At 65.0% G+C, this 26152-nt stretch carries 21 protein-coding genes; 13 read left to right on the forward strand and 8 right to left on the reverse strand.

Going from position 1 to position 26152, the window contains the following annotated elements:
* Positions 1–309: 309 nt before the first annotated feature.
* From grpE to ACEN9H_RS00915, 5 genes are all read left to right on the forward strand, one after another.
* Positions 310–861, forward strand: a complete 552-nt coding sequence (gene grpE / locus ACEN9H_RS00895; RefSeq protein WP_036239235.1) for a nucleotide exchange factor GrpE — start codon at positions 310–312, stop codon at positions 859–861.
* 92 nt (positions 862–953) lie between these two features.
* The gene (dnaK, locus tag ACEN9H_RS00900; RefSeq protein ID WP_056124089.1) at positions 954–2894 is read left to right on the forward strand and encodes a molecular chaperone DnaK; all 1941 of its coding nucleotides are present in this window, start codon (positions 954–956) and stop codon (positions 2892–2894) included.
* Positions 2895–3153: 259 nt separating this feature from the next.
* A complete protein-coding gene (dnaJ, locus tag ACEN9H_RS00905; protein ID WP_413673462.1) occupies positions 3154–4278 on the forward strand; it encodes a molecular chaperone DnaJ in 1125 nt (374 codons plus the stop codon).
* A 210-nt stretch (positions 4279–4488) separates the two neighbouring features.
* A complete protein-coding gene (gene can, locus ACEN9H_RS00910; protein ID WP_413673463.1) occupies positions 4489–5151 on the forward strand; it encodes a carbonate dehydratase in 663 nt (220 codons plus the stop codon).
* The gene (locus ACEN9H_RS00915) at positions 5148–5513 is read left to right on the forward strand and encodes a nucleotide pyrophosphohydrolase (protein WP_413673464.1); all 366 of its coding nucleotides are present in this window, start codon (positions 5148–5150) and stop codon (positions 5511–5513) included. The genes can and ACEN9H_RS00915 overlap by 4 nt, the downstream gene beginning before the upstream one ends.
* A gap of 10 nt (positions 5514–5523) precedes the next feature.
* Here the strand turns inward: ACEN9H_RS00915 and ACEN9H_RS00920 are convergent, their stop codons facing one another.
* Both ACEN9H_RS00920 and ACEN9H_RS00925 read right to left on the reverse strand, forming a co-directional pair.
* Positions 5524–7143 carry a methyl-accepting chemotaxis protein gene (locus tag ACEN9H_RS00920; protein ID WP_413673465.1) on the reverse strand — a complete coding sequence of 540 codons (1620 nt, stop codon included), beginning with the start codon at positions 7141–7143 and terminating at the stop codon, positions 5524–5526.
* Positions 7144–7456: 313 nt separating this feature from the next.
* A complete protein-coding gene (locus tag ACEN9H_RS00925; RefSeq protein WP_413673466.1) occupies positions 7457–8911 on the reverse strand; it encodes an NAD-dependent succinate-semialdehyde dehydrogenase in 1455 nt (484 codons plus the stop codon).
* A 257-nt stretch (positions 8912–9168) separates the two neighbouring features.
* Here ACEN9H_RS00925 and ACEN9H_RS00930 point away from each other — a divergent pair, with 257 nt between their 5' ends.
* The 3 genes from ACEN9H_RS00930 to ACEN9H_RS00940 all read left to right on the forward strand — a co-directional run bounded on the left by ACEN9H_RS00930 (position 9169) and on the right by ACEN9H_RS00940 (position 12893).
* Positions 9169–9927 carry a gamma-glutamyl-gamma-aminobutyrate hydrolase family protein gene (locus tag ACEN9H_RS00930; RefSeq protein WP_056124106.1) on the forward strand — a complete coding sequence of 253 codons (759 nt, stop codon included), beginning with the start codon at positions 9169–9171 and terminating at the stop codon, positions 9925–9927.
* A 125-nt stretch (positions 9928–10052) separates the two neighbouring features.
* The gene (locus ACEN9H_RS00935) at positions 10053–11423 is read left to right on the forward strand and encodes a glutamine synthetase family protein (RefSeq protein ID WP_056124109.1); all 1371 of its coding nucleotides are present in this window, start codon (positions 10053–10055) and stop codon (positions 11421–11423) included.
* Between the two features lie 30 nt (positions 11424–11453).
* The gene (locus tag ACEN9H_RS00940; protein ID WP_413673467.1) at positions 11454–12893 is read left to right on the forward strand and encodes an aspartate aminotransferase family protein; all 1440 of its coding nucleotides are present in this window, start codon (positions 11454–11456) and stop codon (positions 12891–12893) included.
* A 276-nt stretch (positions 12894–13169) separates the two neighbouring features.
* Here the strand turns inward: ACEN9H_RS00940 and ACEN9H_RS00945 are convergent, their stop codons facing one another.
* A complete protein-coding gene (locus tag ACEN9H_RS00945; RefSeq protein ID WP_413673468.1) occupies positions 13170–14627 on the reverse strand; it encodes a sodium:solute symporter family protein in 1458 nt (485 codons plus the stop codon).
* A 136-nt stretch (positions 14628–14763) separates the two neighbouring features.
* On the opposite strand from ACEN9H_RS00945, the gene ACEN9H_RS00950 reads away from it, so the two are divergent.
* A complete protein-coding gene (locus tag ACEN9H_RS00950) occupies positions 14764–16248 on the forward strand; it encodes an aldehyde dehydrogenase (RefSeq protein WP_413673469.1) in 1485 nt (494 codons plus the stop codon).
* A 120-nt stretch (positions 16249–16368) separates the two neighbouring features.
* Here the strand turns inward: ACEN9H_RS00950 and ACEN9H_RS00955 are convergent, their stop codons facing one another.
* Both ACEN9H_RS00955 and ACEN9H_RS00960 read right to left on the reverse strand, forming a co-directional pair.
* Positions 16369–17121 (reverse strand): LytR/AlgR family response regulator transcription factor, encoded by a 753-nt coding sequence (locus ACEN9H_RS00955; protein WP_056124117.1) that lies wholly within the window; start codon positions 17119–17121, stop codon positions 16369–16371.
* Positions 17118–18158 (reverse strand): sensor histidine kinase, encoded by a 1041-nt coding sequence (locus tag ACEN9H_RS00960; protein ID WP_056124208.1) that lies wholly within the window; start codon positions 18156–18158, stop codon positions 17118–17120. Before ACEN9H_RS00960 ends, ACEN9H_RS00955 begins: the two co-directional genes overlap by 4 nt.
* 233 nt (positions 18159–18391) lie before the next feature.
* Between ACEN9H_RS00960 and ACEN9H_RS00965 the strand changes: the two genes are divergently transcribed.
* Entirely contained in the window at positions 18392–19714 is a 1323-nt protein-coding gene (locus ACEN9H_RS00965; protein WP_413673470.1) for a glutamine synthetase family protein, read from the forward strand.
* Here ACEN9H_RS00965 and ACEN9H_RS00970 read toward each other — a convergent pair whose 3' ends face one another.
* On the reverse strand, positions 19715–21283 hold the full coding sequence (locus tag ACEN9H_RS00970; protein WP_056124120.1) for a response regulator: 1569 nt from the start codon (positions 21281–21283) through the stop codon (positions 19715–19717).
* Positions 21284–21431: 148 nt separating this feature from the next.
* Here ACEN9H_RS00970 and ACEN9H_RS00975 point away from each other — a divergent pair, with 148 nt between their 5' ends.
* Entirely contained in the window at positions 21432–22211 is a 780-nt protein-coding gene (locus ACEN9H_RS00975) for a DeoR/GlpR family DNA-binding transcription regulator (protein WP_056124123.1), read from the forward strand.
* A complete protein-coding gene (locus ACEN9H_RS00980; protein ID WP_056124126.1) occupies positions 22208–23380 on the forward strand; it encodes an MFS transporter in 1173 nt (390 codons plus the stop codon). The genes ACEN9H_RS00975 and ACEN9H_RS00980 overlap by 4 nt, the downstream gene beginning before the upstream one ends.
* Here ACEN9H_RS00980 and thpR read toward each other — a convergent pair.
* A complete protein-coding gene (thpR, locus tag ACEN9H_RS00985; protein WP_413673471.1) occupies positions 23377–23886 on the reverse strand; it encodes an RNA 2',3'-cyclic phosphodiesterase in 510 nt (169 codons plus the stop codon). The two genes, ACEN9H_RS00980 and thpR, sit on opposite strands and share 4 nt — an antisense overlap.
* Before the next feature lie 9 nt (positions 23887–23895).
* A complete protein-coding gene (panB, locus tag ACEN9H_RS00990) occupies positions 23896–24732 on the reverse strand; it encodes a 3-methyl-2-oxobutanoate hydroxymethyltransferase (RefSeq protein ID WP_413673472.1) in 837 nt (278 codons plus the stop codon).
* Positions 24733–24866: 134 nt separating this feature from the next.
* On the opposite strand from panB, the gene ACEN9H_RS00995 reads away from it, so the two are divergent.
* The gene (locus ACEN9H_RS00995; RefSeq protein ID WP_413673473.1) at positions 24867–26084 is read left to right on the forward strand and encodes an anion transporter; all 1218 of its coding nucleotides are present in this window, start codon (positions 24867–24869) and stop codon (positions 26082–26084) included.
* Positions 26085–26152: the final 68 nt, after the last annotated feature.

Consider the following 26152-nt stretch of genomic DNA (forward strand, 5'->3'; position numbering starts at 1 on the left):
CCCGAGCTCCGCCAGGCAGATCGCAGCCAGCGCAAGCAGGGTGTAGATGAGCACGGCGCCGCTGATCAGATGCAGTTTCATGTTCTTTCCCATCGGGTCGGTGGATGTCTTGACGACACGATAGTAGAACGGCTAGCTGTCGATGGTGACTACGAGCAAGTAAATCTTGTAACAAAAGAATACGCACGTCTGCATATTGTTTCTTCAATTCCCCTTGAAAATGTAGGCGAATGCCCAATATGCGGCGCTGTGTGACTGCAACAGTCGTCCAACCAATCAGCCAAGTCCTTGATTTCAGGAGTTTTTTCGATGCAAGACCAAGAAAACCAAGAGGTGAGCAATCAGCCGGAAGCCGCCGATGCGGCCGCCGCCGCGGCAGCGCAGGCCGCACCGGCCAACGAGCCCGGCCTCGAAGAACAGCTGAGCGCCACCGAGGCCAAGCTGGCCGAGATGCACGATGCCTTCATGCGTGCCAAGGCCGAGGCGGACAATATCCGCCGCCGTGCCCAGGAAGATGTGAGCAAGGCCCACAAGTTCGCCATCGAAAGCTTCGCGGAGGCCATGGTGCCCGTGCGCGACAGTCTCGAGATGGCGCTGAAAGTCGAAGCGCCGACGGTCGAATCGATCAAGGAAGGCGTCGAGATGACCCTGAAGCAGCTCACCGCCGCGTTCGAAAAGAACCGCCTGGTCGAAGTGATGCCGCAGCCGGGCGACAAGCTCGACCCGAACAAGCACCAGGCCGTGGCCGTGGTGCCGTCCGACCAGGAAGCGAACACCGTGGTGGCCGTCCTGCAGAAGGGTTACATGATCGCCGACCGCCTGCTGCGCCCGGCCATCGTGACCGCCGCCGCACCGAAATAATGTCGCGACAGAGGTGAATAACCTCTTGAAACTTAGCGACATTTCCCAATATTCGACACATCTGAAAACTGAGTACTAAAAAGGAAAATATTATGGGCAGAATCATCGGTATCGACCTGGGCACCACCAACTCCTGCGTGGCGATCATGGAAAATGGTCAGCCCAAGGTCATCGAAAACGCGGAAGGCGCCCGTACTACGCCTTCGATCATCGCTTATCAGGAAGATGGCGAGATCCTGGTCGGCGCGCCGGCGAAACGCCAGGCCGTCACCAACCCGAAGAACACCCTGTTCGCGGTCAAGCGCCTGATCGGCCGTAAATTCGACGAGAAGGAAGTCCAGAAGGACATCAGCCTGATGCCGTACACGATCACGAAGGCCGACAACGGCGACGCGTGGGTCGGTGTGCGCGACAAGAAACTGGCGCCGCCGCAGATCTCGGCCGAAGTGCTGCGCAAGATGAAGAAGACCGCCGAAGACTACCTCGGCGAAGAAGTGACGGAAGCCGTCATCACGGTCCCGGCGTACTTCAACGACTCGCAGCGCCAGGCGACCAAGGACGCCGGCCGCATCGCCGGCCTGGACGTCAAGCGCATCATCAACGAGCCGACCGCGGCCGCGCTGGCATTCGGCCTGGACAAGACCGACAAGGGCGACCGCAAGATCGCCGTGTATGACCTCGGCGGCGGTACGTTCGACGTGTCGATCATCGAGATCGCCGACGTGGATGGCGAGAAGCAGTTCGAAGTGCTGTCGACCAACGGCGACACGTTCCTGGGCGGCGAAGACTTCGACCAGCGCATCATCGACTACATCATCGACGAGTTCAAGAAGATCAACGGCCTCGACCTGTCGAAGGATCCGATCGCCCTGCAGCGCATCAAGGCTTCGGCCGAGCGCGCGAAGATCGAACTGTCGTCGTCGCAGCAGACCGAGATCAACGAGCCGTACATCGCGATGGCGAACGGCGCCCCGGTCCACCTGAACCTCAAGATCACCCGCGCCAAGCTGGAAGCGCTGGTCGAGGAACTGATCGCCAAGACCATCGAACCGTGCCGCGTCGCGATCAAGGATGCCGGCGTGAAGGTCTCGGACATCGACGACATCATCCTGGTCGGCGGCATGACCCGTATGCCGAAGGTGCAGGAAAAGGTCAAGGAGTTCTTCGGCAAGGATCCGCGCAAGGACGTGAACCCGGACGAGGCCGTCGCTGTCGGCGCCGCCATCCAGGGCTCCGTGCTGGCCGGCGACCGCAAGGACCTGCTGCTGCTGGACGTGACCCCGCTGTCGCTGGGTATCGAAACCCTGGGCGGCGTGATGACCAAGATGATCCAGAAGAACACCACGATCCCGACCAAGTTCTCGCAGGTGTTCTCGACCGCCGACGACAACCAGCCGGCCGTGACCATCAAGGTTTATCAAGGTGAACGCGAAATCGCCGCCGGCAACAAGGGCCTGGGCGAGTTCAACCTGGAAGGCATCCCGCCGGCACCGCGCGGCACGCCGCAGATCGAAGTGACCTTCGACATCGACGCCAACGGCATCTTGCACGTGGGCGCGAAGGACAAGGCCACCGGTAAAGAAAACAAGATCACCATCAAGGCCAACTCGGGTCTGTCGGAAGACGAGATCCAGAAGATGGTGAAGGACGCCGAGCTGAACGCGGAAGAAGACAAGAAGGTCAAGGAACTGGCCGAGTCGCGCAACCAGGCCGACGCGCTGGTGCACTCGACCCGCAAGTCCCTGACCGAGTACGGCGACAAGCTGGACGCCGGCGAGAAGGAAAAGATCGAAGCCGCGATCACCGACCTGGAAGGTTCGATCAAGTCGGGCGACAAGGCCGAGATCGACGCCAAGGTGGCTGCGCTGTCGACCGCCGCGCAGAAGCTGGGCGAGAAGATGTACGCCGACATGCAGGCCCAGCAGGGCGCCGCGGGCGCACAGGCTGGCGGCCAGCAGCCGGGTGCCGAGTCGGCCAAGCAGGAAGACGACGTCGTCGACGCCGACTTCAAGGAAGTCAAGGACGCCAAGTAAGGACGTCCGGACGGGGCGGGCTTGATTCAAGACCCGCCCCGCCGCCGCAACCCCGAGCCGAAGCGACCTCATGGTGCCCGGCTCGTTTTTTTGTGGTGTGTCCAACATCAGCGGGAGCGGTTCGGCCGTTGTTTTTACGGCCGAGTCGCGCAAGCCCGACATGCTCACTGTATACTCGTATCCTTTTGGGCTGTGCGTTCGCAGGTGTCTGCCTGGTCCGCCACAGTTCTTTTGTAGATAGACAGCAAGGTGCCGACAAATGGCAAAGCGTGATTTTTACGAGATCCTCGGCGTCGCGAAGACTGCTTCGGAAGACGAGATCAAGAAGGCCTATCGCAAGCTTGCGATGAAGTACCATCCCGACCGCAATCCCGACAACAAGGAAGCGGAAGAGAAGTTCAAGGAGGTCAAGGAAGCCTACGAGATGCTGACCAATCCGGAAAAGCGCGAGGCTTATGACCGTTATGGTCACGCTGGCGTCGATCCGAACGGCGGCATGGGCGGCGGCTTCGGTGCCGGCGGTTTCGGCGATGCGTTCGGCGACATCTTCGGCGACATCTTCGGCGGCGGCGGCCGCGGCCGCAGTTCGGGCCCGCAGGTGTACCGCGGCGCCGACCTGCGCTACAACCTGGAAATTTCGCTGGAACAGGCAGCCGCCGGCTTCGACACGACGATCCGCGTGCCGAGCTGGGACAAGTGCGACACCTGCCACGGCAGCGGCGCCAAGCCGGGCACGTCGCCCGTCACCTGCACGACCTGCCACGGCCACGGCCAGGTGCGCATGCAGCAGGGCTTCTTCTCGATCCAGCAGACCTGCCCGAAGTGCCACGGCAGCGGCAAGATCATCCCGGAACCGTGCGCATCCTGCGGCGGCGCCGGACGCATCAAGCGCAACAAGACGCTGGAAGTGAAGATCCCGGCGGGTATCGACAGCGGCATGCGCATCCGCTCGACCGGCAATGGCGAGCCGGGTACGAACGGCGGGCCGCCGGGCGACCTGTATGTCGAGATCCACATCAAGCCGCATACCGTGTTCCAGCGCGAAGGCGACGACCTGCATTGCGAAATGCCGATCTCGTTCAGCAAGGCTGCACTGGGCGGCGAGATCGAGGTGCCCACGCTGGGCGGCAAGGTCTCGTTCACGATCCCCGAAGGTACCCAGACCGGCAAGACCTTCCGCCTCAAGGGCAAGGGCATCAAGGGCGTGCGCTCGGGTTATTCCGGCGACCTGTTCTGCCACGTCGTGGTCGAGACGCCCGTCAAGCTCACCGAGAAGCAGAAGGACCTGCTGCGTGAATTCGACCGCCTGACGAACGAAGGCGGCGCGAAGCACAGCCCGCAGAGCAAGGGCTGGATGGACAAGGTAAAGGACTTCTTCGAGTAAGATGTCGGATGGACCGCCGGGCGCGCGAGCCCCGGCGGTTTTTTTTGACCAGAATGTGGTCGATTAGATAACATCGTCATTCCCGCGCACGCGGGAATCCATGCCGCGACTGCGAAGTTGCTACCGTAAGGTTACTCGTGCAACTCGCGGAGCCTCAGCATGGACCCCCGCCTGCGCGGGGGTGACGGTTCTGCTGAATAGGAAAACGCCATGGCAAAGACCCCCACCGGCCTCACCGCCGCAGACCTCTTCGAACGCAACCGACTATGGGCGGCGTCGATGATCCAGGAGGATCCCAATTTCTTCAAGGACCTGGCCTCCCAACAAAACCCAGAATATCTGTGGATCGGCTGCTCCGACAGCCGCGTGCCCGCGAATGAACTCGTCGGCATGGCGCCGGGCGAACTGTTCGTCCACCGCAACATCGCCAACGTCGTCTCCCACTCCGACCTGAACTGCCTGACGGTGCTGCAGTTCGCCGTCGATGTGCTGAAGGTCAAGCACATCATCCTGTGCGGCCACTACGGCTGCTCGGGCGTGGGCGCGGCGCTGAACAACACCCGTGTCGGCCTGGCCGACAACTGGCTCGGCCACGTGCGCGACGTGCGCGACAAGCACGGCAAATACCTGGGCAATGTCGCCGGTACGGCCGCCACCAACCGCCTCGTGGAACTGAACGTGGCCGAGCAGGTCATCAACATCGCCCAGACCACGGTCGTGCGCGATGCGTGGGAGCGGGGCCAGGACATCACCATCCACAGCTGGGTCTACGGCGTGCATGACGGCCTGCTGCGCGACCTCGGCGTCACCGTCCGCAGCTACGACGAGATCCAGCCGAAGCTCGACAAGATCCTGCAAGGCTACCTCAAGTGACGCCGCCCGGCGGCGAACTCGACCAACTGCGCGCCATCGTGCGCCAGTTCGTCGAGGAGCGTGACTGGGACCAGTTCCACACGCCGAAAAACCTCGCGTCCGCGCTGACGGTGGAGGCGGCCGAGCTGCTGGAACACTTCCAGTGGCTGCAGCACGGCCGTGCGGACGAACTCGGCGCAGACAAGCTCGTGGAAGTGCGCCACGAGATGGCCGACGTGCTCGTTTATCTCGTGCGCCTGGCGGACAAGCTCGACGTCGACCTGCTCGCCGCCGTGCAGGAAAAGATGGTGCTCAACCGCGCCAAATACCCGGCCGACCAGGTACGTGGCGACGCGCGCAAGTATTACGAGTACAAGCGGTAGGCGGTGACGGTCAAGCCATCGCGATACGCACGCGGTGGTTGGACGCGTGGGCGGCGGAGCCGTCCACCCTGCGTCCCGGTCCCTCATCCGCCAGCCGGAACGTGCTGACCATCTGCTCCAGCTGACCCGACTGCACCTGGAGCGACTGCGCCGCCGCGGCCGCTTCTTCCACCAGCGCGGCATTCTGCTGGGTGACGGAATCCATTTCGCTCACGGCCTGGTTGATCTGCTCGATGCCGGCTTCCTGTTCCAGGCTGGCCGCGGTGATCTCGGCCATGATGTCCGTCACGCGCCGCACGCTGCCGACGACGTCTTCCATCGTCGAGCCCGCTTCGTGGACGAGGCGGCTGCCTTCGTTGACCTTGCTGACCGAATCGCCGATCAGCGTCTTGATTTCCTTGGCGGCGCTGGCCGAACGCTGGGCCAGGTTGCGCACTTCCGATGCGACGACGGCGAAGCCACGGCCCTGCTCGCCGGCACGGGCCGCTTCCACCGCCGCGTTCAACGCCAGGATATTGGTCTGGAAGGCGATGCCATCGATGACGCCGATGATGTCCACGATGCGGTTGGCGGATTCGTTGATCGATCCCATGGTCGTGACGACGTCGGCCACGACAACGCCGCCGCGTACCGCGACTTCGGATGCCGATTGCGCCAGCGCGTTCGCCTGGCGCGCATTTTCTGCATTTTGCTTGACGGTCGAGGTCAGCTCTTCCATCGACGATGCGGTTTCTTCCAGCGCGCTGGCCTGCTGCTCGGTGCGGCTCGACAGGTCGAGGTTGCCCGTCGCGATTTCGTCGGTGGCCGTGGACAGCGTCCGGGTGCCGTCGCGCACCTGGTGCACGATGGAACGCAGCGATTCGTTCATGGCCTTGAGCGCGGCCAGCAGCTCGCCCGTCTCGTCCTTCGTGTCGACCTCGATGCGGCTTGTCAGGTCGCCCGCCGCGACGGTCTTGGCGATGGCGACCGCCTGGCGCATCGGATGCGTGATCGAGCGCGTGCACAGCCAGCCGACGGCCACGGCGAGAAGGGCGGCGAGACCCGCCACGCCCCACAACAGCATGCTCGCCTGTTCGTACCGGCTCACGCCTTCCGCCTGGTCTTCCTCGTTGCGGGCGGTCTGGTAATCGACCATGTCGCTGATGGTTTTCTGCCATGCCGCCACGGCCGGCACGACCTTCGTCTTGAGTTGTGCGAACGCTTCCTCGTTCTTGTTTTCCTTGCCGAGTTGCGTGGCCGTCGCGATCAGGGGCACGGTTGTCGCGCGGGCATCGACGATCTTTTGCATGAAATCCTTGCCCCGCGGACGCTTGACGAGGCCTTGCAGGACCTGATGCGCGTGGTCGTAGTCTTTCCAGGCCGCGTCGAGGCTTGTCGTTTCGCGTGCGATGCTGGCGTCGTCTTCCGCCAGGATGACGTCGCGGACGCCCACCGAAATGCGGCGCTGGGCGTCACGCATGCTGTTGGCGGCACTGAGCCGGGCATTGTTTTCGTCGACGATGCGGCGCATCAGCGTGTTGAGCGACGACATATTGGTCAGTCCGGTCGCGGCGACCAGCACCAGCAGTGCCACCATCAGGCCGAAACCCAGGCCGAGACGCTGGCCGATTTTCAGATTGTTCAGCTTCATTGAATCTTTCTTTTTTTCGAGAAGGCACACAACCGAGAGTCGGCGGTCAGGGGTGTCATTGAGAGAAACACTGTTGCGAGAATTCGATCACGGCTTGCGGCGCGCTGACTCTTGCCGTGGTTATGTCGCCCAATGTCAGAGAGATAAGACTAAAATCTGGAGCGATTTTAGTAGGACTAATCCTACAAAGCAATGAGTTAATTTCCTTGTGGAAATTGAGCAACGAAAACTGAAAAGTGCGATTTACCTTCTGTAAGGTAAATCGCGATCAGGCCGTCCACGTCGTCGATTGCCGGGGCGGTCCGGCCGGCATTCAGATCCCGCCCAGGCAGATGTACTTGATGACGAGATAGTCATCCATGCCGTATTTCGACCCTTCGCGCCCCAGCCCGGATTGCTTGACCCCGCCAAACGGTGCGACTTCATTGGAGATCAGGCCCGTGTTCACGCCCACCATGCCGGACTCGATCTGCTCGGCCACGCGCCACACGCGGCCGATGTCACGGGCGTAGAAGTACGACGCGAGCCCGTACTCCGTCGCGTTGGCCAGGGCGATCGCTTCCTCGTCGGTCTTGAAACGGAACAGCGGCGCCACCGGGCCGAACGTTTCCTCGTCCGAAATCAGCATCTGCGGCGTGACGTCGGCCAGCACCGTCGGCTCGAAGAAGGTCAGTCCCAGCGGGTGGCGTTTGCCGCCCAGCAGCAGACGGGCGCCCTTGCCGAGCGCATCGGCGATGTGGTGCTCGACCTTCTCGACGGCTTTTTCTTCGATCAGCGGTCCCTGGTTCACGCCCGGCTCCATGCCGTTGCCGACCTTCAGCTTCGCGACGGCGGCCGTCAGCTTTGCGGCGAACGCGTCATACACGCCATCCTGCACGTAGATGCGGTTGGCGCACACGCAGGTCTGCCCCATGTTGCGGTATTTCGAGGCCATCGCGCCCTCGACGGCGGCATCGAGGTCGGCGTCGTCGAACACGATGAACGAGGCGTTGCCGCCCAGTTCCAGCGACAATTTCTTGACCGTCGGCGCGCATTGTTCCATCAGCAATCGGCCGACCTGCGTGGAACCCGTGAAACTGAGCTTGCGCACGATGGGGTTCGCGCACATCTCCGCGCCGATCGCCTTGGAGTCGCCGATCACGATCGAAAACACGCCCTTCGGCACGCCGGCGCGCTCCGCCAGCACGGCCAGCGCGAGGGCGGAATAGGGCGTCAGCTCCGCCGGTTTCAGCACGATGGGACAGCCCGCCGCGAGCGCCGGGCCGACCTTGCGGGTGATCATCGCGGCCGGAAAATTCCACGGCGTGATCGCGGCGCACACACCGATCGGTTCCTTCGTGACGACGATCCGGCGGTCGCGCGCGGGCGATTCCAGCACGTCGCCCTCGATGCGCTTGCCCTGTTCGCCGAACCATTCCAGGAACGAGGCGGCGTACGCGATTTCTCCCTTCGATTCGGCCAGCGGCTTGCCCTGTTCGGCCGTCATGATGGCGGCCAGGTCGTCCGCGTTGTCCAGCATCAGGTCGTTCCATTTGCGCAGGATGAGGGCGCGTTCGCGCGCCGTCTTCCTGCGCCACGCGGGCCAGGCCGCCTGTGCCGCATCGATGGCGCGCCGGGTTTCCTGTGCGCCCATGTGTGGCACGGTGCCGAGCGTTTCGCCGGTGGCGGGGTTGATCACGGGGACGGTCTTGCCGTCGTCGGCGTCGCACCAGGCGCCGTCGATCCAGGCCTGCTGGCGCAGCAGGGAAGCGTCATTGAGGTTCAGCATGGGTTCCTCGTTGTCATGTCGTTCGGGCGGGAACACCATAGCACGATGCTGACCAAGGCCCCGTTTGTGTTGGCATCGTTCTTCAGTTGACGTTAAGCTTTTGCTACGGGTTACAACAGCGAACCCGCTCGACTAGCAGATCCCAGGGAGCGTTTGCATTGGGAACGCGGTTTCCTTGATCTGAAACAACGGCCACTCGCATTCGGACCACTTTGTACGTATGATGGTTCCTGTGCGCTCACTACAAGGTAGAGACCATGCGCCCGATCGTTTTCGTCCCCGCTTGCACCCGCGATTTCGGTGAACACCCTTACCACGCGGCCCAGCACAAGTATGTCGACGCCGTCGTCCTCGGTGCCGACTGCGCCCCGCTGATCCTGCCGTCGCTGGGGGAAGCGCTCGACCTGGAAACGATGCTCGCGCTGTGCGACGGGATCATGTTGACGGGCTCGGCGTCGAACGTTCATCCAAGCTATTACTCCGAAGAAGTGCTCGACCCGTCGCTGCCGCAAGACCCGGCACGCGACCAGACCACGTTGCCGCTGATCCGCGCGGCGGTGAAACGCGGCATCCCGATCATCGCAATCTGCCGTGGTTTCCAGGAAATGAACGTGGCGCTGGGCGGCAGCCTGTTTCAGGCCGTGCAGGCGGTGCCCGGGCACTTCGACCACCGCGAGAATCCGGAGCTGGGCATGGACGAGCAGTACGGCGATGCCCACAAGATCAAGCTCGTGGAAGGCGGCATGCTGCACCAGATCATCGGTTTGCCGGAAATTCCCGTGAATTCGCTGCATGGCCAGGGCGTGAACGAACTGGCGAAGGGCCTCGTCGTCGAAGCGACGGCGGAAGATGGGCTCGTGGAAGCCTTCTCGGTGAAGGACGCGCCCGGCTTCACGCTGGCCGTGCAATGGCACCCGGAATGGCGCATCGTCCACAATCCCCATTCGATGAAGATGTTCGGCGCATTCGGCGCCGCCTGCCGCGCCTACAGATCAACGAAACGGACACCGTCATGACCCCCGATGCGAAATGGGCGGTCACGCCCGTCCCATAGCTTCCCTGATCCCTGCTCGATCCCACGCAGCCCGCGGGCGGCGCGTTTGCGCTTGCGTGCAATCCATTAACGGACAGAGAGAACATCATGGCTATCCGCGACAATTTTTCATACAACGACATGGACGAGTGGCTCAACGGCAAACGAGTCACCGAAATCGAATGCCTCGTGCCCGACCTGACGGGCGTCGCGCGTGGAAAAATCCTCCCGCGCGTGAAATTCACCGAGGACCGCGGCATGCGCCTGCCGGAAATCGTGCTGGGCATGACCGTGACGGGCAATTCACCGTCCGACGACGATGCCTTCGACCGCGCGATCTCGACCACCGACCGCGACATGATCCTGAAGGCCGACCCGGGCACGATCACGATGGTGCCGTGGGCCGTCGACCCGACGGCGCAGGTGATCCACGACTGCTATTTCTCCGACGGCAAGCTGGTCGATTTCGCGCCGCGCAGCGTGCTGCGCCGCGTGCTGAAGCTGTACGAGAAAAAGGGGTGGAAGCCGCTCGTCGCGCCCGAACTGGAGTTTTATCTGACGGCGAAAAACATCGACCCCGACCTGCCGCTGGCCGCCCCGATCGGCCGCAGCGGGCGCTCCGAGACGAGCCGCCAGGTCTACAGCATCGACGCCGTCAACGAATTCGACCCGCTGTTCGAGGACATCTACGATTATTGCGACATGATGGGCCTCGACGTCGACACCTTGATCCACGAGATCGGCGCCGGCCAGATGGAAATCAATTTCCAGCACGGCGAACCGCTGGGCCTCGCCGACAAGGTCTTCTACTTCAAGCGCACCCTGCGCGAAGCGGCGCTGAAACACGACATGTACGCCACCTTCATGGCCAAGCCGATGGCTGGCGAGCCCGGCTCGGCGATGCACGTGCACCAGAGCGTCGTCGACGCGGAATCCGGCCGCAACATCTTCAGCAATGTGGATGGATCGCCGTCCGACCTGTTCCGCCACTACATTGGCGGCCTGCAGAAATACATGCCGTCCGCGATGGCGATCGTCGCGCCGTACGTGAACTCGTACCGCCGCATCGTGCGCCACACGGCCGCCCCGATCAACCTGCAATGGGGCGTGGACAACCGCACCGTGGGCTTCCGCGTACCCGTGTCCGGCTCGCAGGACCGGCGCGTGGAAAACCGCGTGATCGGCGCCGACGCCAATCCCTACCTCGCCCTCGCCGTTACGCTGGCTTGCGGCTACCTCGGCATCCAGGAGCAGCTGGAACCGACGCCGATGGTCGAAGGCAGCGCCTACAAGATGAAGGTCGAGCTGCCGCAAGGCCTGTCCGAAGCGCTGACCCTGCTGCGCGGCGAGGACCGCCTGCGCGACATCCTCGGCGAGCGCTTCGTCGACGTCTACTCCGCGGTCAAGGAACTGGAGCACCAGGAATTTATGACGGTAATTAGCCCGTGGGAACGGGAGCACCTGCTTCTGCACGTATGACCATGCGACGACGACGACAAGGAGATCATCATGACTTTCGACACCATGGCATCCGAGGCAGGCCTGCGCGCGCCAGTCCGTGAGGACCATGACACCCGGACATTGCAACAGCTCGACAGCGCCCACTTCCTGCACCCGTTCACCGACCACGGCGCCCTGAGCGCGAAGGGCGCGCGCGTGATGGTGCGCGGGGAGGGCATCTACCTGTGGGATTCGGACGGCAATAAAACCATCGACGGCATGTCCGGCCTGTGGTGCGTGAACGTGGGCTATGGCCGCACATCCATCACGCAAGTCGTCGCACGGCAGATGGATGTTTTACCGTTCTACAACAGCTTCTTCAACACGACGAACGTGCCGGCCGTGAAGCTGGCGGAAAAGCTGGCGAGCCTGGCACCGCCCGGCTTCGAGCACGTGTTCTTCACGAGCTCCGGTTCCGAGGCGAACGACACCGCGCTGCGCATGGTGTGGCGCTATTGGCAGCTGATGGGGCAGCCGGAGCGGCAGATCGTCATCAGCCGGCGCAACGCGTACCACGGCAGCACGATTGCCGGCGCGTCGCTGGGCGGCATGGCCGCGATGCATGCCCAGGGCGCGCTGCCGATCCCGCATATCCACCACATCGAGCAACCGCATTTCGGCGAGCATGGCCGCGGCCTGTCCGAAGCGGAATTCGGGCTGCTGGCCGCGGACTGGCTCGAACAGAAGATACTCGAATTGGGGCCGGACAAGGTCGCCGCGTTCATCGGCGAACCGGTACAGGGCGCGGGCGGCGTCATCATCCCGCCGCAGACGTACTGGCCGCAAATCCAGCGCATCTGCGACAAGTACGGCATCCTGCTCATCTCGGACGAGGTCATCTGCGGCTTCGGCCGGCTGGGCACGTGGTTCGGCAGCGAGCGCATGGGCACGCGGCCCGACCTGATCCCGTTCGCGAAGGGCGTCACGTCCGGCTATGTGCCGCTGGGCGGGGTGCTGGTGGGCGAACGCGTGGCGCGCGCGCTGATCGAGCGCGGCGGCGATTTCAACCACGGTTTCACCTATTCCGGCCACCCCGTCGCCTGCGCGGCGGCGCTGGAAAACCTGAGCATCATCGAGGACGAGAAACTGGTCGACAAGGTCGCGCGCGAGACGGGGCCGCATTTGAAAGCCGCGTTCGCGCGGCTGGCCGAGCATCCGCTCGTCGGACACGCGGAGAGCATCGGCATGACCGCCGGCCTGAACCTCGTGCGGCGCAAGGCTGCGACGGTGCACGACTGCGAACCGTTCGCGCGCGACCTGGCGGTGGGGATGGTGTGCCGGCAGCACATGTTCGACAACGGCGTCATCATGCGTGCCGTCGGAGACCGGATGATCGTCGCGCCACCGCTCGTGATGACCTGTGCGCAGGTGGATGAGATGGTGGAGCGGATACGGTTTTGCCTGGACCGGACGTTGGCGGATGTCGCTGGTCGTGGATGGCTGGACTGACTTCGGTTGCTTAACTTGGGTTCCCGCCAAGGCGGACCGCGAGTCGGGGAACGACGGTCTTAAAGATAGCTCAGGAACTGCGCCAACACTATTCTTGCGCTATCAATAGCACGTCATCCCCGCGCAGGCGCACTGCTGTCTGGAATAATTTTTACCGTCGAAAATAGGCCCGCCATAGGGAAAAACCGTCGTTCCCGCGAAAGCGGGAACCCATGCTGACTGCTCGAAGTCGACTCAAAACAAAAACGCCCCGAGCTTCCATCGAGGCCTTCTTATTTACGCGCTGACCGCCGTCTTGTGCGGCTCGTGCCGGTTCTTGAGCACCTGCGGCGCCAGCGAGCCGACGAACATGCCCGCGAACGCCGCCAGCAGGCCTGCCAGCTGGCCCGGGAAGACCTCGCCCAGCGGCGAGATCTGCGGGAAGAACACGATCCACGTGGCGATGCCGGCGACCAGCGACAGGATCGCGCCCTGCGTCGTCGCGCGCTTCCAGTACAGGCCGGTGACGAGCGGCACGAAGGCGCCGACGAGCGTCACCTGGTACGCGGACGACACGAGGTCATAGATCGACGTGCCCTTCATCGCGATGGCGTACGCCAGCACGAGCGAGGCGAACACGACGATGGTGACGCGCATCGCGAGCAGTTGCTGGCGGTCGCTCATGCCCGGGCGCAGGTTTTTGAGGATGTTTTCCGTGAAGCTCGTCGACGGGGCGAGCAGCGTGGCGGACGACGTGCTCTTGATCGCGGACAGCAGGGCGCCGAAGAACAGGATCTGCATGATCAGCGGCATCTTCGTCATCACGAACGTGGGCAGCACGCGCTGGTAATCGCTCTTGGCCAGTTCCAGCGCATCGTTGCCCATCACGATCACGGCGCACGCGACGACGAACATCGGCACGAACGCGAAGATGATGTAGCTGGCGCCGCCGATCACGGCGCCGGCGCGCGCGGTCGGGGCGTTCTTGGCGGACATCACGCGCTGGTACACGTCCTGCTGCGGAATCGAGCCCAGCATCATCGTCACGGCCGAGCCGACGAAGAAGGCGATGTCGGTGAACTTCGCTTCCGGCAGGAAGTGCCACAGGTTCGCGTTGTTGGCCATGTCGATGACGGCACCGGTGCCGCCGGCCAGTTTCGCCGAGAACACAGCGATGATGGACAGGCCGACCACGAGCACGATCATCTGGATGAAGTCGGTAATCGCGACGGCCAGGAAGCCGCCGATGACGACGTAGATCAGCACGGCGAGCGTGCCGACGATCATGCCGGCCGTCTCCGACATCGCGCCGCCCGTCAGCACGGAAAACACGAGGCCCAGCGCGGTGATCTGCGCCGCGACCCAGCCGAGGTAAGACAGGATGATGGCGGCCGAGCAAAAGACTTCGATACCCTTGCCGTAGCGGGCGCGGTAGTAGTCGCCGATGGTCAGCAGGTTCAGTTTATAAAGGCGGGCGGCGAAGAACAGGCCGACGAGGATCAGGCAGGTGCCGGCGCCGAACGGGTCTTCCACGAGCGCGCCCAGGCCGCCCTGAACGAATTTCGCCGGGATGCCCATCACGGTTTCAGCGCCGAACCAGGTGGCAAACGTCGTCGTGATCACCATGATCAGCGGCAGGCTGCGGCCCGCGACGGCGAAGTCGGACGTGTTCTTGATCCGCGTGCCGGCCCAGACGCCCAGGCCGAGCGTGCCGAGCAGGTAGAGCACGACGGACGTAATCAGGATGGTGTTCATATCGGTGTGCTCCGGGCTCGCAATAGAAAATGCGGGTGGGAAAAATTTCGGATTATAGCGGCAGAAATCGGCGTTTGGATCGATTTTGTTTGCTAGTATCGGCCTGACAACAGGATGACATCTGCACGGAGACAATATGACCACGCCAAGCTGGCATGTACGATCCAGAACGGTGCACATCGACGGCCGCGCCGTCATCGAAGGCCGGCGTGTCGACGCCGCATCCGGCGCCCGTTTCGACAATATTTCTCCCATCGACGGCCGCATCCTGGGCGAGGTCGCCCGCTGCGACGCCGCCGACGTCGACGCCGCGGTCGCCAGCGCCCGCGCCGCGTTCGAGGATGGCCGCTGGGCCCGCAAGCCCCCGGCCGAGCGCAAGCGCACCCTGATCCGCTTCGCCGACCTGATGCTCGCGCACGAAGACGAGCTGGCCCTGCTGGAAACCCTCGACATGGGCAAGCCCATCCGCTACAGCAAGAGCGTGGACGTGCGGCTCGCGCAGAACTGCATCCGCTGGTATGGCGAAGCGATCGACAAGATCTACGACCAGGTCGCGCCGAGCCCGCAGGACAGCCTGGCCCTCATCACGCGCGAACCGGTCGGCGTCGTCGCGGCGATCATCCCGTGGAATTATCCGATGCTGATGGCTGCGTGGAAGATCGGGCCGGCCCTCGCGGCCGGCAACAGCGTCGTGCTGAAGCCGTCGGAAAAGGCGCCCCTGAGTTCCTTGCGGCTGGCCGAGCTGGCGCTGGAGGCCGGCGTGCCGGAAGGCGTGTTCAACGTGCTGCCCGGCTATGGCGACGAAGCCGGCCGCGCGCTCGCGCTGCACATGGACGTCGACTGCATCGGTTTTACCGGTTCCACGCGCGTGGGCAAGCAGATCCTGCAGATGGCGGGGCAGTCGAACCTGAAACGCGCGTGGACGGAACTGGGCGGCAAGTCCGCCAACATCGTGTGCGCGGACTGTCCCGACCTCGACGCGGCTGTCGCGGGCGCCATCGGCTCCATCTATTTCAACCAGGGAGAAAGCTGCAACGCGCCGTCGCGGCTGTTCGTGGAGGAATCGATCCGGGAAGCGTTCCTCGACAAGGCCCTCGCCTTGATCCCGCAGTACGCGCCGGGCGACCCGCTCGACGAATCGACCGTGATGGGCGCCATCGTCGATGCGATCCAGATGAAGACGGTGCTCGGCTTCATCGACGACGGCAAGGCGGCCGGCGCGCGCCTGCTCGCGGGCGGCCATGCGGCACGCGCGGAGACCGGAGGTTTGTATATCGAACCGACGCTGTTCGACGGCGTGGAGTCCACGATGCGCATCGCGCGCGAGGAAATCTTCGGGCCCGTGCTGTCCGTGCTGTCGTTCACGGACCTCGACGAGGCGGTGCGCCAGGCCAACGCGACGCCGTACGGGCTGGCGGCCGCCGTGTGGACGGCCGACATGAGCCGCGCGATCCGCACGTCACGCAAGCTGCGCGCGGGCACCGTGCACGTGAACCAGTACGACAACGACGACATCACGGTGCCGTTCGGCGGCTACAAGCAGTCGGGCAACGGGCGCGACAAGTCGTTGCACGCGTTCGACAAGTACACGGAACTGAAGACGACGTGGATTCAAATCTGACCCGTATACCCAAGACCATCGCCCCAGCGAAGGCCGGGGTCCAGGTTCGTTGCATGCCACTGCGCTCAATACTTGGATCCCCGCCTGCGCGCGGACGACGTTGGTTGATTGCGCGTCTGATTAAATCGCCATCTCCCTGAGCACCTTCGACGCTTCCCGGCTCGCCGTGAGCACGGCCCCGTCGCGCATCGTGATCTCGAGCTGCGACTGGTCGTCCGCGCGCATGGAGTCCACGAAGTCGAGGTTCACGAGCGCCGAGCGGTGGATGCGGATGAAGCGGCCCGGGTCCAGCTGGGCTTCCAGTTCCGAGATCCCGATGCGCACGAGGAAGGTGTGGCCGCGCGCGGCGATCGCTGTGTATTTCGCATCCGCCTTCAGGTAGGCGATCTCGTTCACGGACAAGGGAAAGATGCGGCCGCGGTCGCGCACGAGGATGCGTTCGATACGGCTCGGCACACGATCGACCGCCAGCGTGAGCGCGCCGCCGATGACGTCGGGCGCGGGGACGGACGATCCCGGCGTCTCCAGCAGGCGCGCGACGGCCGCGTCGAAGCGGGCGCGCGTAAAAGGTTTCAGCAGGTAGTCGACGGCGTTCAGTTCGAATGCGGTGACGGCGTACTGGTCGTACGCGGTCGTGAACACGATGTCCGGCACGACGGTCAGGCGGCGCAGCACGTCCAGGCCCGTCATCTCGGGCATCTGGATGTCCATGAAGACGATGTCGGGGCGGATGCGGTCGATCTGCGCGAGCGCGCTGGCGCCGTCCGCCGCTTCGCCCACGAGGCGCAGGCCTGCGTGGGCGTAGATGAAGTCGCGCAGGACGTCGCGCGCGAGCGGTTCGTCTTCCGCGATGAACACGGTCCGGGCATTCATGTGAATTCCTTGTCGTTGGCGGCGAGGGGAATGGCCATCGTGACGACGAAGCCGGCGCCCGGCGCCGTGTCGATGGCGAGTCCCTCCTCGGTGCCGTATTCCAGTTGCAGGCGGCGCTCGACGGTGCGCAGGCCCAGGCCGTTCGACGCGCGCACGCGGCCGATGTCGGCGCCGGGGCCGTCGTCGCCGACGGACAGCACGAGCCTGCCCGTGTGCACGTCGAGGCGCGTGCGGATCAGCAGGCGGCCCGGCCGGCTGTGCGGGTTGAACGCGTGCTTGATGCTGTTCTCGACGAGCGGCTGCAGCGACAGCGCGGGCAGTAGGTGGCCGGAGGCGGCATCGTCGAGTTCCCAGTCGACGTGCAGGCGCGCGCCGAGGCGCAGGCTTTCCAGTTCCAGGTAGTCGCGCACGAAGCGCAGTTCGTCGTCCAGCGTCACGCGGTCGTTGCCCGTCTTTTCCGTGTCCAGCACGTAGCGCAGCATGTCGGAAAACTGGAACAGCGCGGTCTCGGCGGCGTTCGGGTCCTTGCGGGTGAGGGCGATGATCGAGTGCAGCGTGTTGAACAGGAAGTGCGGATTGAGCTTGCTGCGCAGCGCGTTCAGCTCCGTCGCGACGAGCAGCGCGTGCGCCTGCTGCACGGCGACTTCCTGCCGGCGGCGCGCATCGTTGGCGCGGATCATGTGGAACGCGGTGGCGATGACGCCATAGCCCATCATCGAATACAGCACGGGCCACACGTAGAACGACAGCGGCTGCGTCGTCTCGTAGATCAGCGCCGGCAGCGCGTACGACAGGATGGCGTACGTCGGCGCGCCCACGCCGTGGATCAGGCAGCGCGTCGCGAACGGGACGTGGCGGCGTTCCATCCAGCCGCTGAGCGGCCAGTGCAGGGCGAGCACGAAGGCTTGCGGCACGATCCACAGCATCGGGATCAGGCCGCGCCAGTTGTAGCCGTGCTGGCTGGAGTCGGCGAGCCGCAGCACGACCGCGAGCAGCACCATGTACGCAAGCCAGGCGCAGGCGTAGTTACGCCACATGCGGGTGGTTTTCGGCTGTGTCGTGGTCGTCAGCTGTTCCATTCATAAAGTATGACGCAGGACGGCGCCCGGCGGAACGGCGATGACGCGAAGTGCGGTATCGCGGCAACTAATTGAGGAAATGAGGCAAAAACGGGGCCGTCCGACCCGCGCGCGGCCTAATAATCGCCGATGCTATATTGACCCGCATCGAGTCAAGCGAGAGTGTGATGGATTCCGAAGCGCATAATCCGATGCGCAATTTTCTGCGCGAACACAATATCCACGAAGTCGAGTGCGTCATCGCCGACATGACGGGCATTGCCCGCGGCAAGATCCTTCCGAAAGACCTGTTCCTGGCGGGCGAGCACATGCGGCTGCCGAAGAGCGTGCTGCTGAACACGGTCCACGGCGAACAGCCGAACAATACGCCGTACGTCGGCTCCATCGATCCCGACATGGTCTGCGTGCCCGACCCCGCCACGATCCGCGTCGTGCCGTGGGCCACGGAGCGCGTCGCGCTCGTGATCCACGATTGCACGAACTTCGACGGCACCCAGGTCGACCTCGCCCCGCGCTCCGTTCTGCGCCGCGTGCTGGGCCTGTACGCCGAACGGGGCTGGCGGCCCGTCGTGGCGCCCGAAATGGAGTTTTATCTCGTCGCGCGCACGACGAATCCGCACGAGCCGTTGAGCCCGCCGACGGGCCGCAGCGGCTTCACGGAGCAGGGCCGGCAATCGTATTCGATCGATGCCGTCAACGATTTCGATCCGTTCTTCCTGGAACTGTCGGCGTTTTGCAAGCAGCACGAGCTCGGCGTCGAGACGCTGATCCACGAGGCCGGCGCGGGCCAGATGGAAATCAATTTTACGCACGGGGACGCGCTGGAGCTGGCCGACCGCGTGTTCCTGTTCAAGCGGGCCGTGCGCGAGACGGCGTTGCGCCACGGCATCTTTGCCACCTTCATGGCCAAGCCGATGGAGACGGAGCCGGGCAGTGCCATGCACGTGCACCAGAGCATCGTCGACGCGGACGGCCGCAACATCTTTTCCAACGACGACGGGACGGAAAGCGCGCTGTTCCGCCACTTCATCGGCGGGCTCGAACGCTACGTGCCGGCGGCGACGCTCCTCTTCGCGCCGCACGTGAATTCCTACCGGCGCCTGTCGCGCTTCCAGTCGGCGCCGATGAACGTGCACTGGGGCTACGACAACCGCACGTGCGGCATCCGCATCCCGAACTCGAGCCCGGCCAGCCGCCGCGTGGAAAACCGCGTGCCGGGCGTGGACGTGAACCCGTATCTCGCGATGGCGGCCACGCTGGCCTGCGGCTTCCTCGGCATGGTCGAAGGGCTGGAACCGCCGGCGCCGACGCCGGAAAGTGCGGAGCACATCCACGGCGACCTGCCGCGCAATCTCGAGGATGCGATCCTGCAGCTGCGCGGGTGCCCGGCGCTGGCCGACATGCTGGGGCCGTTGTTCGTGCAGGCGTTCTGCGAAGTGAAGGAGCTGGAGTTCGCGACGTTTTCGCGCGTGATCAGCTCATGGGAGAGAGAACACCTGATGTTGCTGGTGTGATCACACGCACGGCAGGGTGATGGTCAGGCGCGTGTGCCCATCGCCCGTCTCCATGGTGGCGTCGCCGCCTTGCACTTCGGCCATCAGGCGGATCGAATAGGTGCCGAGACCCATGCCGCCCTGCTTGCCGGCCGTGGCGTACTTGTCGAAGAAGCGGCCGCGCATGGTGAGCGGAACCTCGCCCTCGTTGTCGATCACGACGTGCAGGCTGCCGGGGCCCGGCGCCACGTCGACCTTGATCGTGCCGCCCGGCGGCGCCGCCTCGGCCGCGTTCTTGAAGGCGTTCGAGAACATCGAATAGCACAGCAGCGATTCGCCCAGGCAGACGGTGTCGCCCGGCGCGGCGAAGCGGATGGCGATGCGGCGGTCCGTGAACGCGAGCTCGGTCTGCTGGGCGACGCGCGACAGCAGCGCTTTCATGTCGAACGGCTGCAGCGCCGGCTGGTACTCGCCCTTTTCCATTTTATGGATGTCGAGCGTGCGGTTGATCATGTCGAGCGCGTGGTTGGCGGCCATCTCGATCATGTGCGCGCGCTCGCGCTGCGCATCCGGCAGGTCGCCCGCGAGCAGCGCCTGGCTCGCGTGCAGGGTGACGGCGATGGGGCTCTTGAGGTCGTGGCGCGTCATCCGCTCCACGTCTTCGCGCAGGTGCGCGTTCTCGATCAGCAGTTCGTTCTGGCGCTTCAGGTCGCCCATCGCCGTGGCCAGCGCCAGATGTGTTGCGATGCGGGCCTTCAGGATCGTCGGGTCCGCGGGCTTCGACACGTAGTCGACGGCGCCCAGGCGCAGGCCGCCCACGATATCGTCGACGGCGTCTTTCGCGGACAGGAAGATGATCGGGATGTGCGCCGTCCTCGGATCGGCTTTCAGGTGGCGGCACGTCTCGAAGCCGTCCATCACGGGCATCATGATGTCGAGCAGGATGATATCGATGGGGAAGGCCCCGGCGATCTCCAGCGCCTTGCGGCCGCTGATCGCCACCTTGATCGCGTACTCGTCCTTCAGCGCGCCGGCCAGCACCTCGATGTTGGTCGGGACGTCGTCCACGATCAGCACCGTGCAGCGCTTCAGGCGCTCGGCCAGCGGGGCCTGCAGGCCGATGACGTCGGCCTGGACGGGCGTCGGCTTCAGCACCGGCGGCGGCGCGGAATCGGGCCGGGGCACGGGTTCCGGCGCAGGCTCGGACTCTTGCACCGTGCCGATCATCGCCATGAACTTGCTGGCGAAGCTGTGCACGGTGAACGGCTTGATCATGTACGCGTTGACGCCGGCCTGCAGGGCGCTGCGCACGGAGGCGGGATTGGCCTCGGCCGTCAGCATCATGAAGGGCGTCTTCGCATAGCGCGCGTCGTGGCGCATCCAGTGCAGCAGGTCCAGGCCGCTCATCACCGGCATGCCCCAGTCGCCGATGACGATGTCGATCGTCTGCTTGCGCATGAGGTCTTGCGCGGTCTTGCCGTTCTCGGCCTGGAACACGTTGGAAAAGCCGAGTTCCGTCAGCACCTGGCGCACGGCGGTGCGAATCAGGAGATAGTCATCGACGATCAGGATGGCAGCGGACTTATGCATATTGTTCTGATAATGAATGCAGGGAGTGTAGCAATGATTAGGCCGTCAACCAACCATCAGACCGCTCGTATGCATGAATGTGCATGTTTGCATTGATTCTTGCTGGTTTATGCGTAAACGTGTACAGTGCTGCGCAAAGGAGAAACCTATGCAATTAGCGGAAGAACGACGGCAGCACATCGTCGACACGGTCGAGCAGCAGGGCAAGGTGCTGGCGGCCGAACTGGCGCAGCGGTTCAACACTTCGGAAGACACGATCCGCAGAGACCTGCGCGACCTGGACGCGGCGGGCCTCTTGCGCCGCGTGCACGGCGGCGCGATGCGGCGCACGCAGCCGGTACCCAGCTTCGGCCAGCGCGTCGATGCCGACGAAGCGCGCAAGGAGATGCTCGCGCGCGCGCTGGCCGACAGCGTGCGGCCGGGCGACACGGTCCTCGTCGATGCCGGCACGACCAATCTCGCGTTCGCGCGCCAGCTGGAAGACGGCCGCGCCGCGACCATCATCACCAACAGTCCGCAGATCGCTCTTGGCCTCGGCCACCTGCGCATTACGCGCGTCGTGCTGCTGGGCGGCGTGTATTCGGCCCACGTCGGCGCCGTGATGGGCGCGCAGACGCTGGCCGAGATCCAGCGCCTGCGCGTGGACGTCGCGGTCGTGGGCGTGTGCAGCGTCGAGGCCGAACGGGGCCTGGGCGCGAGCGACCCCGAGGAAGCCATCCTCAAGCAGGCCATCCTGGCTGCGGGCAGCCGGCGCGTCGTCGCCGCGCTGAACGAGCGGCTGGAAGCGCCCGCGCCGTTCCCGATCGCGCCGCTGGCGGACATCGACCGCCTCGTGCTGGAAGCGGATGCCGCGCCCACCGTGGTCGCGCGCCTGCGCAAGGGCGAGCGCGCACCTGAAATCGTACTCGCAGCAAGGAGCCGCGCATGAGCCGCATCGACGACACACTATCCCTCCAACGGGCGCCGGCCGCCAGCGTGAACGCCGCGCGCTGGTCGGTTTCCACTATCTTCCTGCTGAACGGCGCCGGCATCGGCGTGTGGGCCGCGCACGTGCCGCTCGTGCAGGCACGCGCCGGCATCGACACCGGCGTGCTCGGCTTCCTGTTGCTCACCATCGCGGGCGGCGCGATCTCCGCGATGCCGCTGTCCGGCTGGATGGCGGGGCGCTGGGGCACGCGCGCCGTCGTCGTCGGCAGCGGCCTGCTGTTCGCGCTGATGAGCGCCGTGCTGATGAACGTGAGCGGTCTCTTGCCGCTGTTCCTCGCGGCCTACGTGTTCGGCGCCAGCAACGGCGTGCTGGACGTGGCGATGAACGCCAACGCGAGCGAAGTCGAAGCGGCGCGCGGCATCCCGACGATGTCGTCGTTCCACGGCTTCTACAGCCTCGGTGGCCTGATCGGCGCGGCGCTCGGCGGCGTGTTGATCGGCGCGGGACTGGGCGACGGCCGCGGTGCCATGATGGTGAGCTGTGGCATCTTCGCCGCCGTGGTGTCGTGCGGCGGGCGTTTGCTGGTCGTCCCGCCGGTGCCGCATGCGAGCCATTTCGCCTTGCCGCGCGGGCCCGCGCTGTTCCTCGGCCTGCTGGCCCTGCTGTGCTTCGCCATCGAGGGCGCCCTTGTCGACTGGAGCGCGCTGCTGCTGAAGGAGCGCACGCAGGTCGACGCGGCGACGGCGGCCCTCGGCTACTCGGCGTTCTCGGTGACGATGGCCGCGTGCCGTTTCGCGGGCGACCGTCTCGTGCTGCGTTTCGGTCCGCTGCGCGTGATGATCGTCGGTGGCCTGGGCATGTTCGCGGGGTTGATGCTGGCCGTCGTCAGCACGCAATTCTGGCTGTCGGCGCTGGGCCTCGCGCTGATCGGGCTGGCCGCGGCGAACGTCGTGCCGCTGATCTTCGCGGCGGCCGCGCGCATGCCGGGGATGTCGGCCGGCGGCGGCCTCGCGACCGTCGCCACGCTCGGTTACGCGGGCCTGTTGATGGCGCCGCCGCTGCTCGGGGCGATCGCCGCGCACACGAATATCGCCGTGGCGCTGGGCATCCTGTCGTTGTCGGGGATCGTGATCGCGGCGAATGCGCGGATCGTGAAGCGTAATAATTAACGGTATTCGCGCAGCACCGTGTAGGTGCCGGCGTGCGATGCGACGAGGGCGTAATGCGTGACCGCCCAGTCGATCGCGGGACCGGCGGCGGGCATGACCGCCCCGTTCGCGCGCCGCGCCATCGTCACGTGTGGCCGGTAGGCGCGGGCTTCCGGCACGAGGCCCAGCGCCAGCAACGCGTCGGACAGGCGCGCGTGCAGGTCCAGCAACCCTTGCGGTTCGCTGAGCGGCTCGATCCACGCGATGCCGCTGCGCTGCAGCGCGGGGCGGCCGAACTGCAGGTCGAACGGTTCGAAGGGCACCTGGAACCCATCCAGGAAGTCGGGCAGCCGCACGGTCGGCTGGTTGCCGAGGAAGTGCAGGGTCACGTGCAGCTTGCTGGCGTCTACCGGCGTGGCGCCGCGCGGCCACGTCCATGCATCGCGCCACGCGCGCAACTGGTCACGCACGGGCTCGATCGGCCACAGGGCCAGGAAGAGGCGGGTGGTGTCCGGCTGCGCGCCCATGGCCGGAAATCAGAAGCAGTGTTCCGGCGCCGGGAAGCTGCCGTCCTTCACGGCGGCGACATAGGCCTGCACGGCCGCGTCGATGCTCGTCTGGCCTTCCATGAAGTTCTTCACGAAGCGCGCCTTGCGGCCCGGGAAGACGCCCAGCAGGTCGTGCATGACGAGCACCTGGCCGGAGCAGTCCGGACCCGCGCCGATGCCGATCGTCGGCACCTGCAGGATGCCCGTCACTTCCTTGCCCAGGGCCGCGGGCACGGCTTCCAGCAGCACCATCGCCGCGCCGGCTTCCTGCAGCGCCAGCGCGTCGCGCTTGAGCTGTTCCGCGCCTTCGTCCGTCTTGCCCTGCACACGGTAGCCGCCCAGCTGGTGGACGAATTGCGGCGTCAGGCCGATGTGGGCGCAGACGGGAATGCCGCGCTCGGTCAGGAAACGGACCGTTTCGGCGAGCCACTCTCCGCCTTCGATCTTGATCATCTGGGCGCCTGCGCGCATCAGCGCGGCGCAGCTGTCGTAGGCCTGAGGCAGGGTGCCGTAGCTGCCGAACGGCAGGTCGGCCAGCACGAACGCGTTCTTGCGGCCGCGTACGACGGATGCCGTGTGGTAGGCCACGTCGGCCACCGTCACCGGCAAGGTCGAGTCGTAGCCGGCGCACACCATGCCCAGCGAATCGCCGATCAGCAGGATGTCCACGCCGCAGCGGTCCATCAGCGACGCGAAGCTGGCGTCGTAGCAGGTGAGCATGGCGATCTTGTCGCCGGACGCGCGCATCGCCAGCAGCGAGGGCAAGGTCACGGCCTTGCGTGCCGGTGCTTCGTTCGTCGAGGTGCCGCCCAAGTAAGCGCTCATAGGTTTCCTTTGCAAATCAGATAAGCCGGGGGATCGCCCCGGAGTGTCACGCGCCCCGGGCAGGCATGCGGTCACAGGCGTGCCCGGTATGGTTTGTTAAGATGCGCGATCTTACCTGAAATCGCCACATCCCAATGGCCACGACCATCCTCATCATCTTCCTCATCGTCTATCTTGGCATGATCCTCGGCGGCCTGCCGTTCCTGCGCCTCGACCGGACCGGCGTCGCGCTGCTCGGGGCGATCGCGCTCATCAGCATCAATGCGCTGACGCTGGAGCAGGCGGTGGCGTCGATCCATTTGCCGACGATGGCGCTGCTGTTCGCCTTCATGGTCGTCTCCGCGCAGATGCGGCTGGGGGGATTCTACGACTGGGTCACGCAAAAACTGGCGGGGCTGGCGCTGAGTCCCGCCAGCCTGCTGGGCGTGCTGACAGGCGTGTCCGCCGCGCTGTCGGCCGTCTTCAGCAACGACATCGTCTGCCTCGCGATGGCGCCGCTGCTCGTCGATGCGTGCCGCCAGCGCCAGCTCGCGCCGGTCCCGTATCTGCTGGCGCTCGCATGCGCTTCCAACATCGGCTCGGCCGCGACCCTGATCGGCAATCCGCAGAACATGCTGATCGGCCAGACGATGCGGCTGTCGTTCGACGGTTACTTCCTCGACGCGATCCTCCCGGTCGCACTGGGCCTCGCCGCCTGCTGGGTGCTGATCGCCTGGCAGACGAAAGGGCGCTGGAAAGAGAGCGCCGCCGCCGCCGAATCCCAGGCGCGGGCGGTGCCTTTCGATGCGTGGCAGACGACCAAGGGCCTGCTGATCGCGGGCGCGCTGCTGGTGGCGTTCCTCGTCGCGCCGTGGCCCCGTGAGCACATGGCACTGATCGGCGCGGGCATCCTGTTGATGAGCCGCCAGCTGCGTTCGCAGAACATGCTGGGCCTCGTCGACTGGGAATTGCTGGTGCTGTTCATGAGCCTCTTCGTCGTGAATGCCGCGTTCCAGAGCACGGGCTTCACGGACCATGCGATCACCTGGCTCGCGTCGCTCGGCGTGCGGCTCGACCAGCCGGGCGCCCTGTTCGCCGCCACGTTCGTGCTCTCGAACCTGGTCTCGAACGTGCCCGCCGTGATGCTCCTGATGCCCGTCGTGCACCATCCGCTGGGCGGCGTCATGCTGGCGCTGGTCAGCACCCTGGCGGGCAACCTGCTGATCGTCGGGAGCATCGCGAACATCATCGTCGTGGATGCGGCGGCGCGGCGCGGCATCGTCATCGACTGGCGGCGCCACGCGCGCGTGGGCGTGCCGGTCACGTTGATGACGCTGGCCGTCTCCGGCGTCTACCTGGCGCTGCGCTTCTGAACGGTGGGTGCCAGGCTTTTGCCATAAATAGTTCTTTTAATGTGCAATCCAATTGCTAGCTAATAGCA

The organism is Massilia cellulosiltytica, assembly GCF_047325105.1.
Taxonomy (GTDB): domain Bacteria; phylum Pseudomonadota; class Gammaproteobacteria; order Burkholderiales; family Burkholderiaceae_D; genus Telluria; species Telluria orientalis.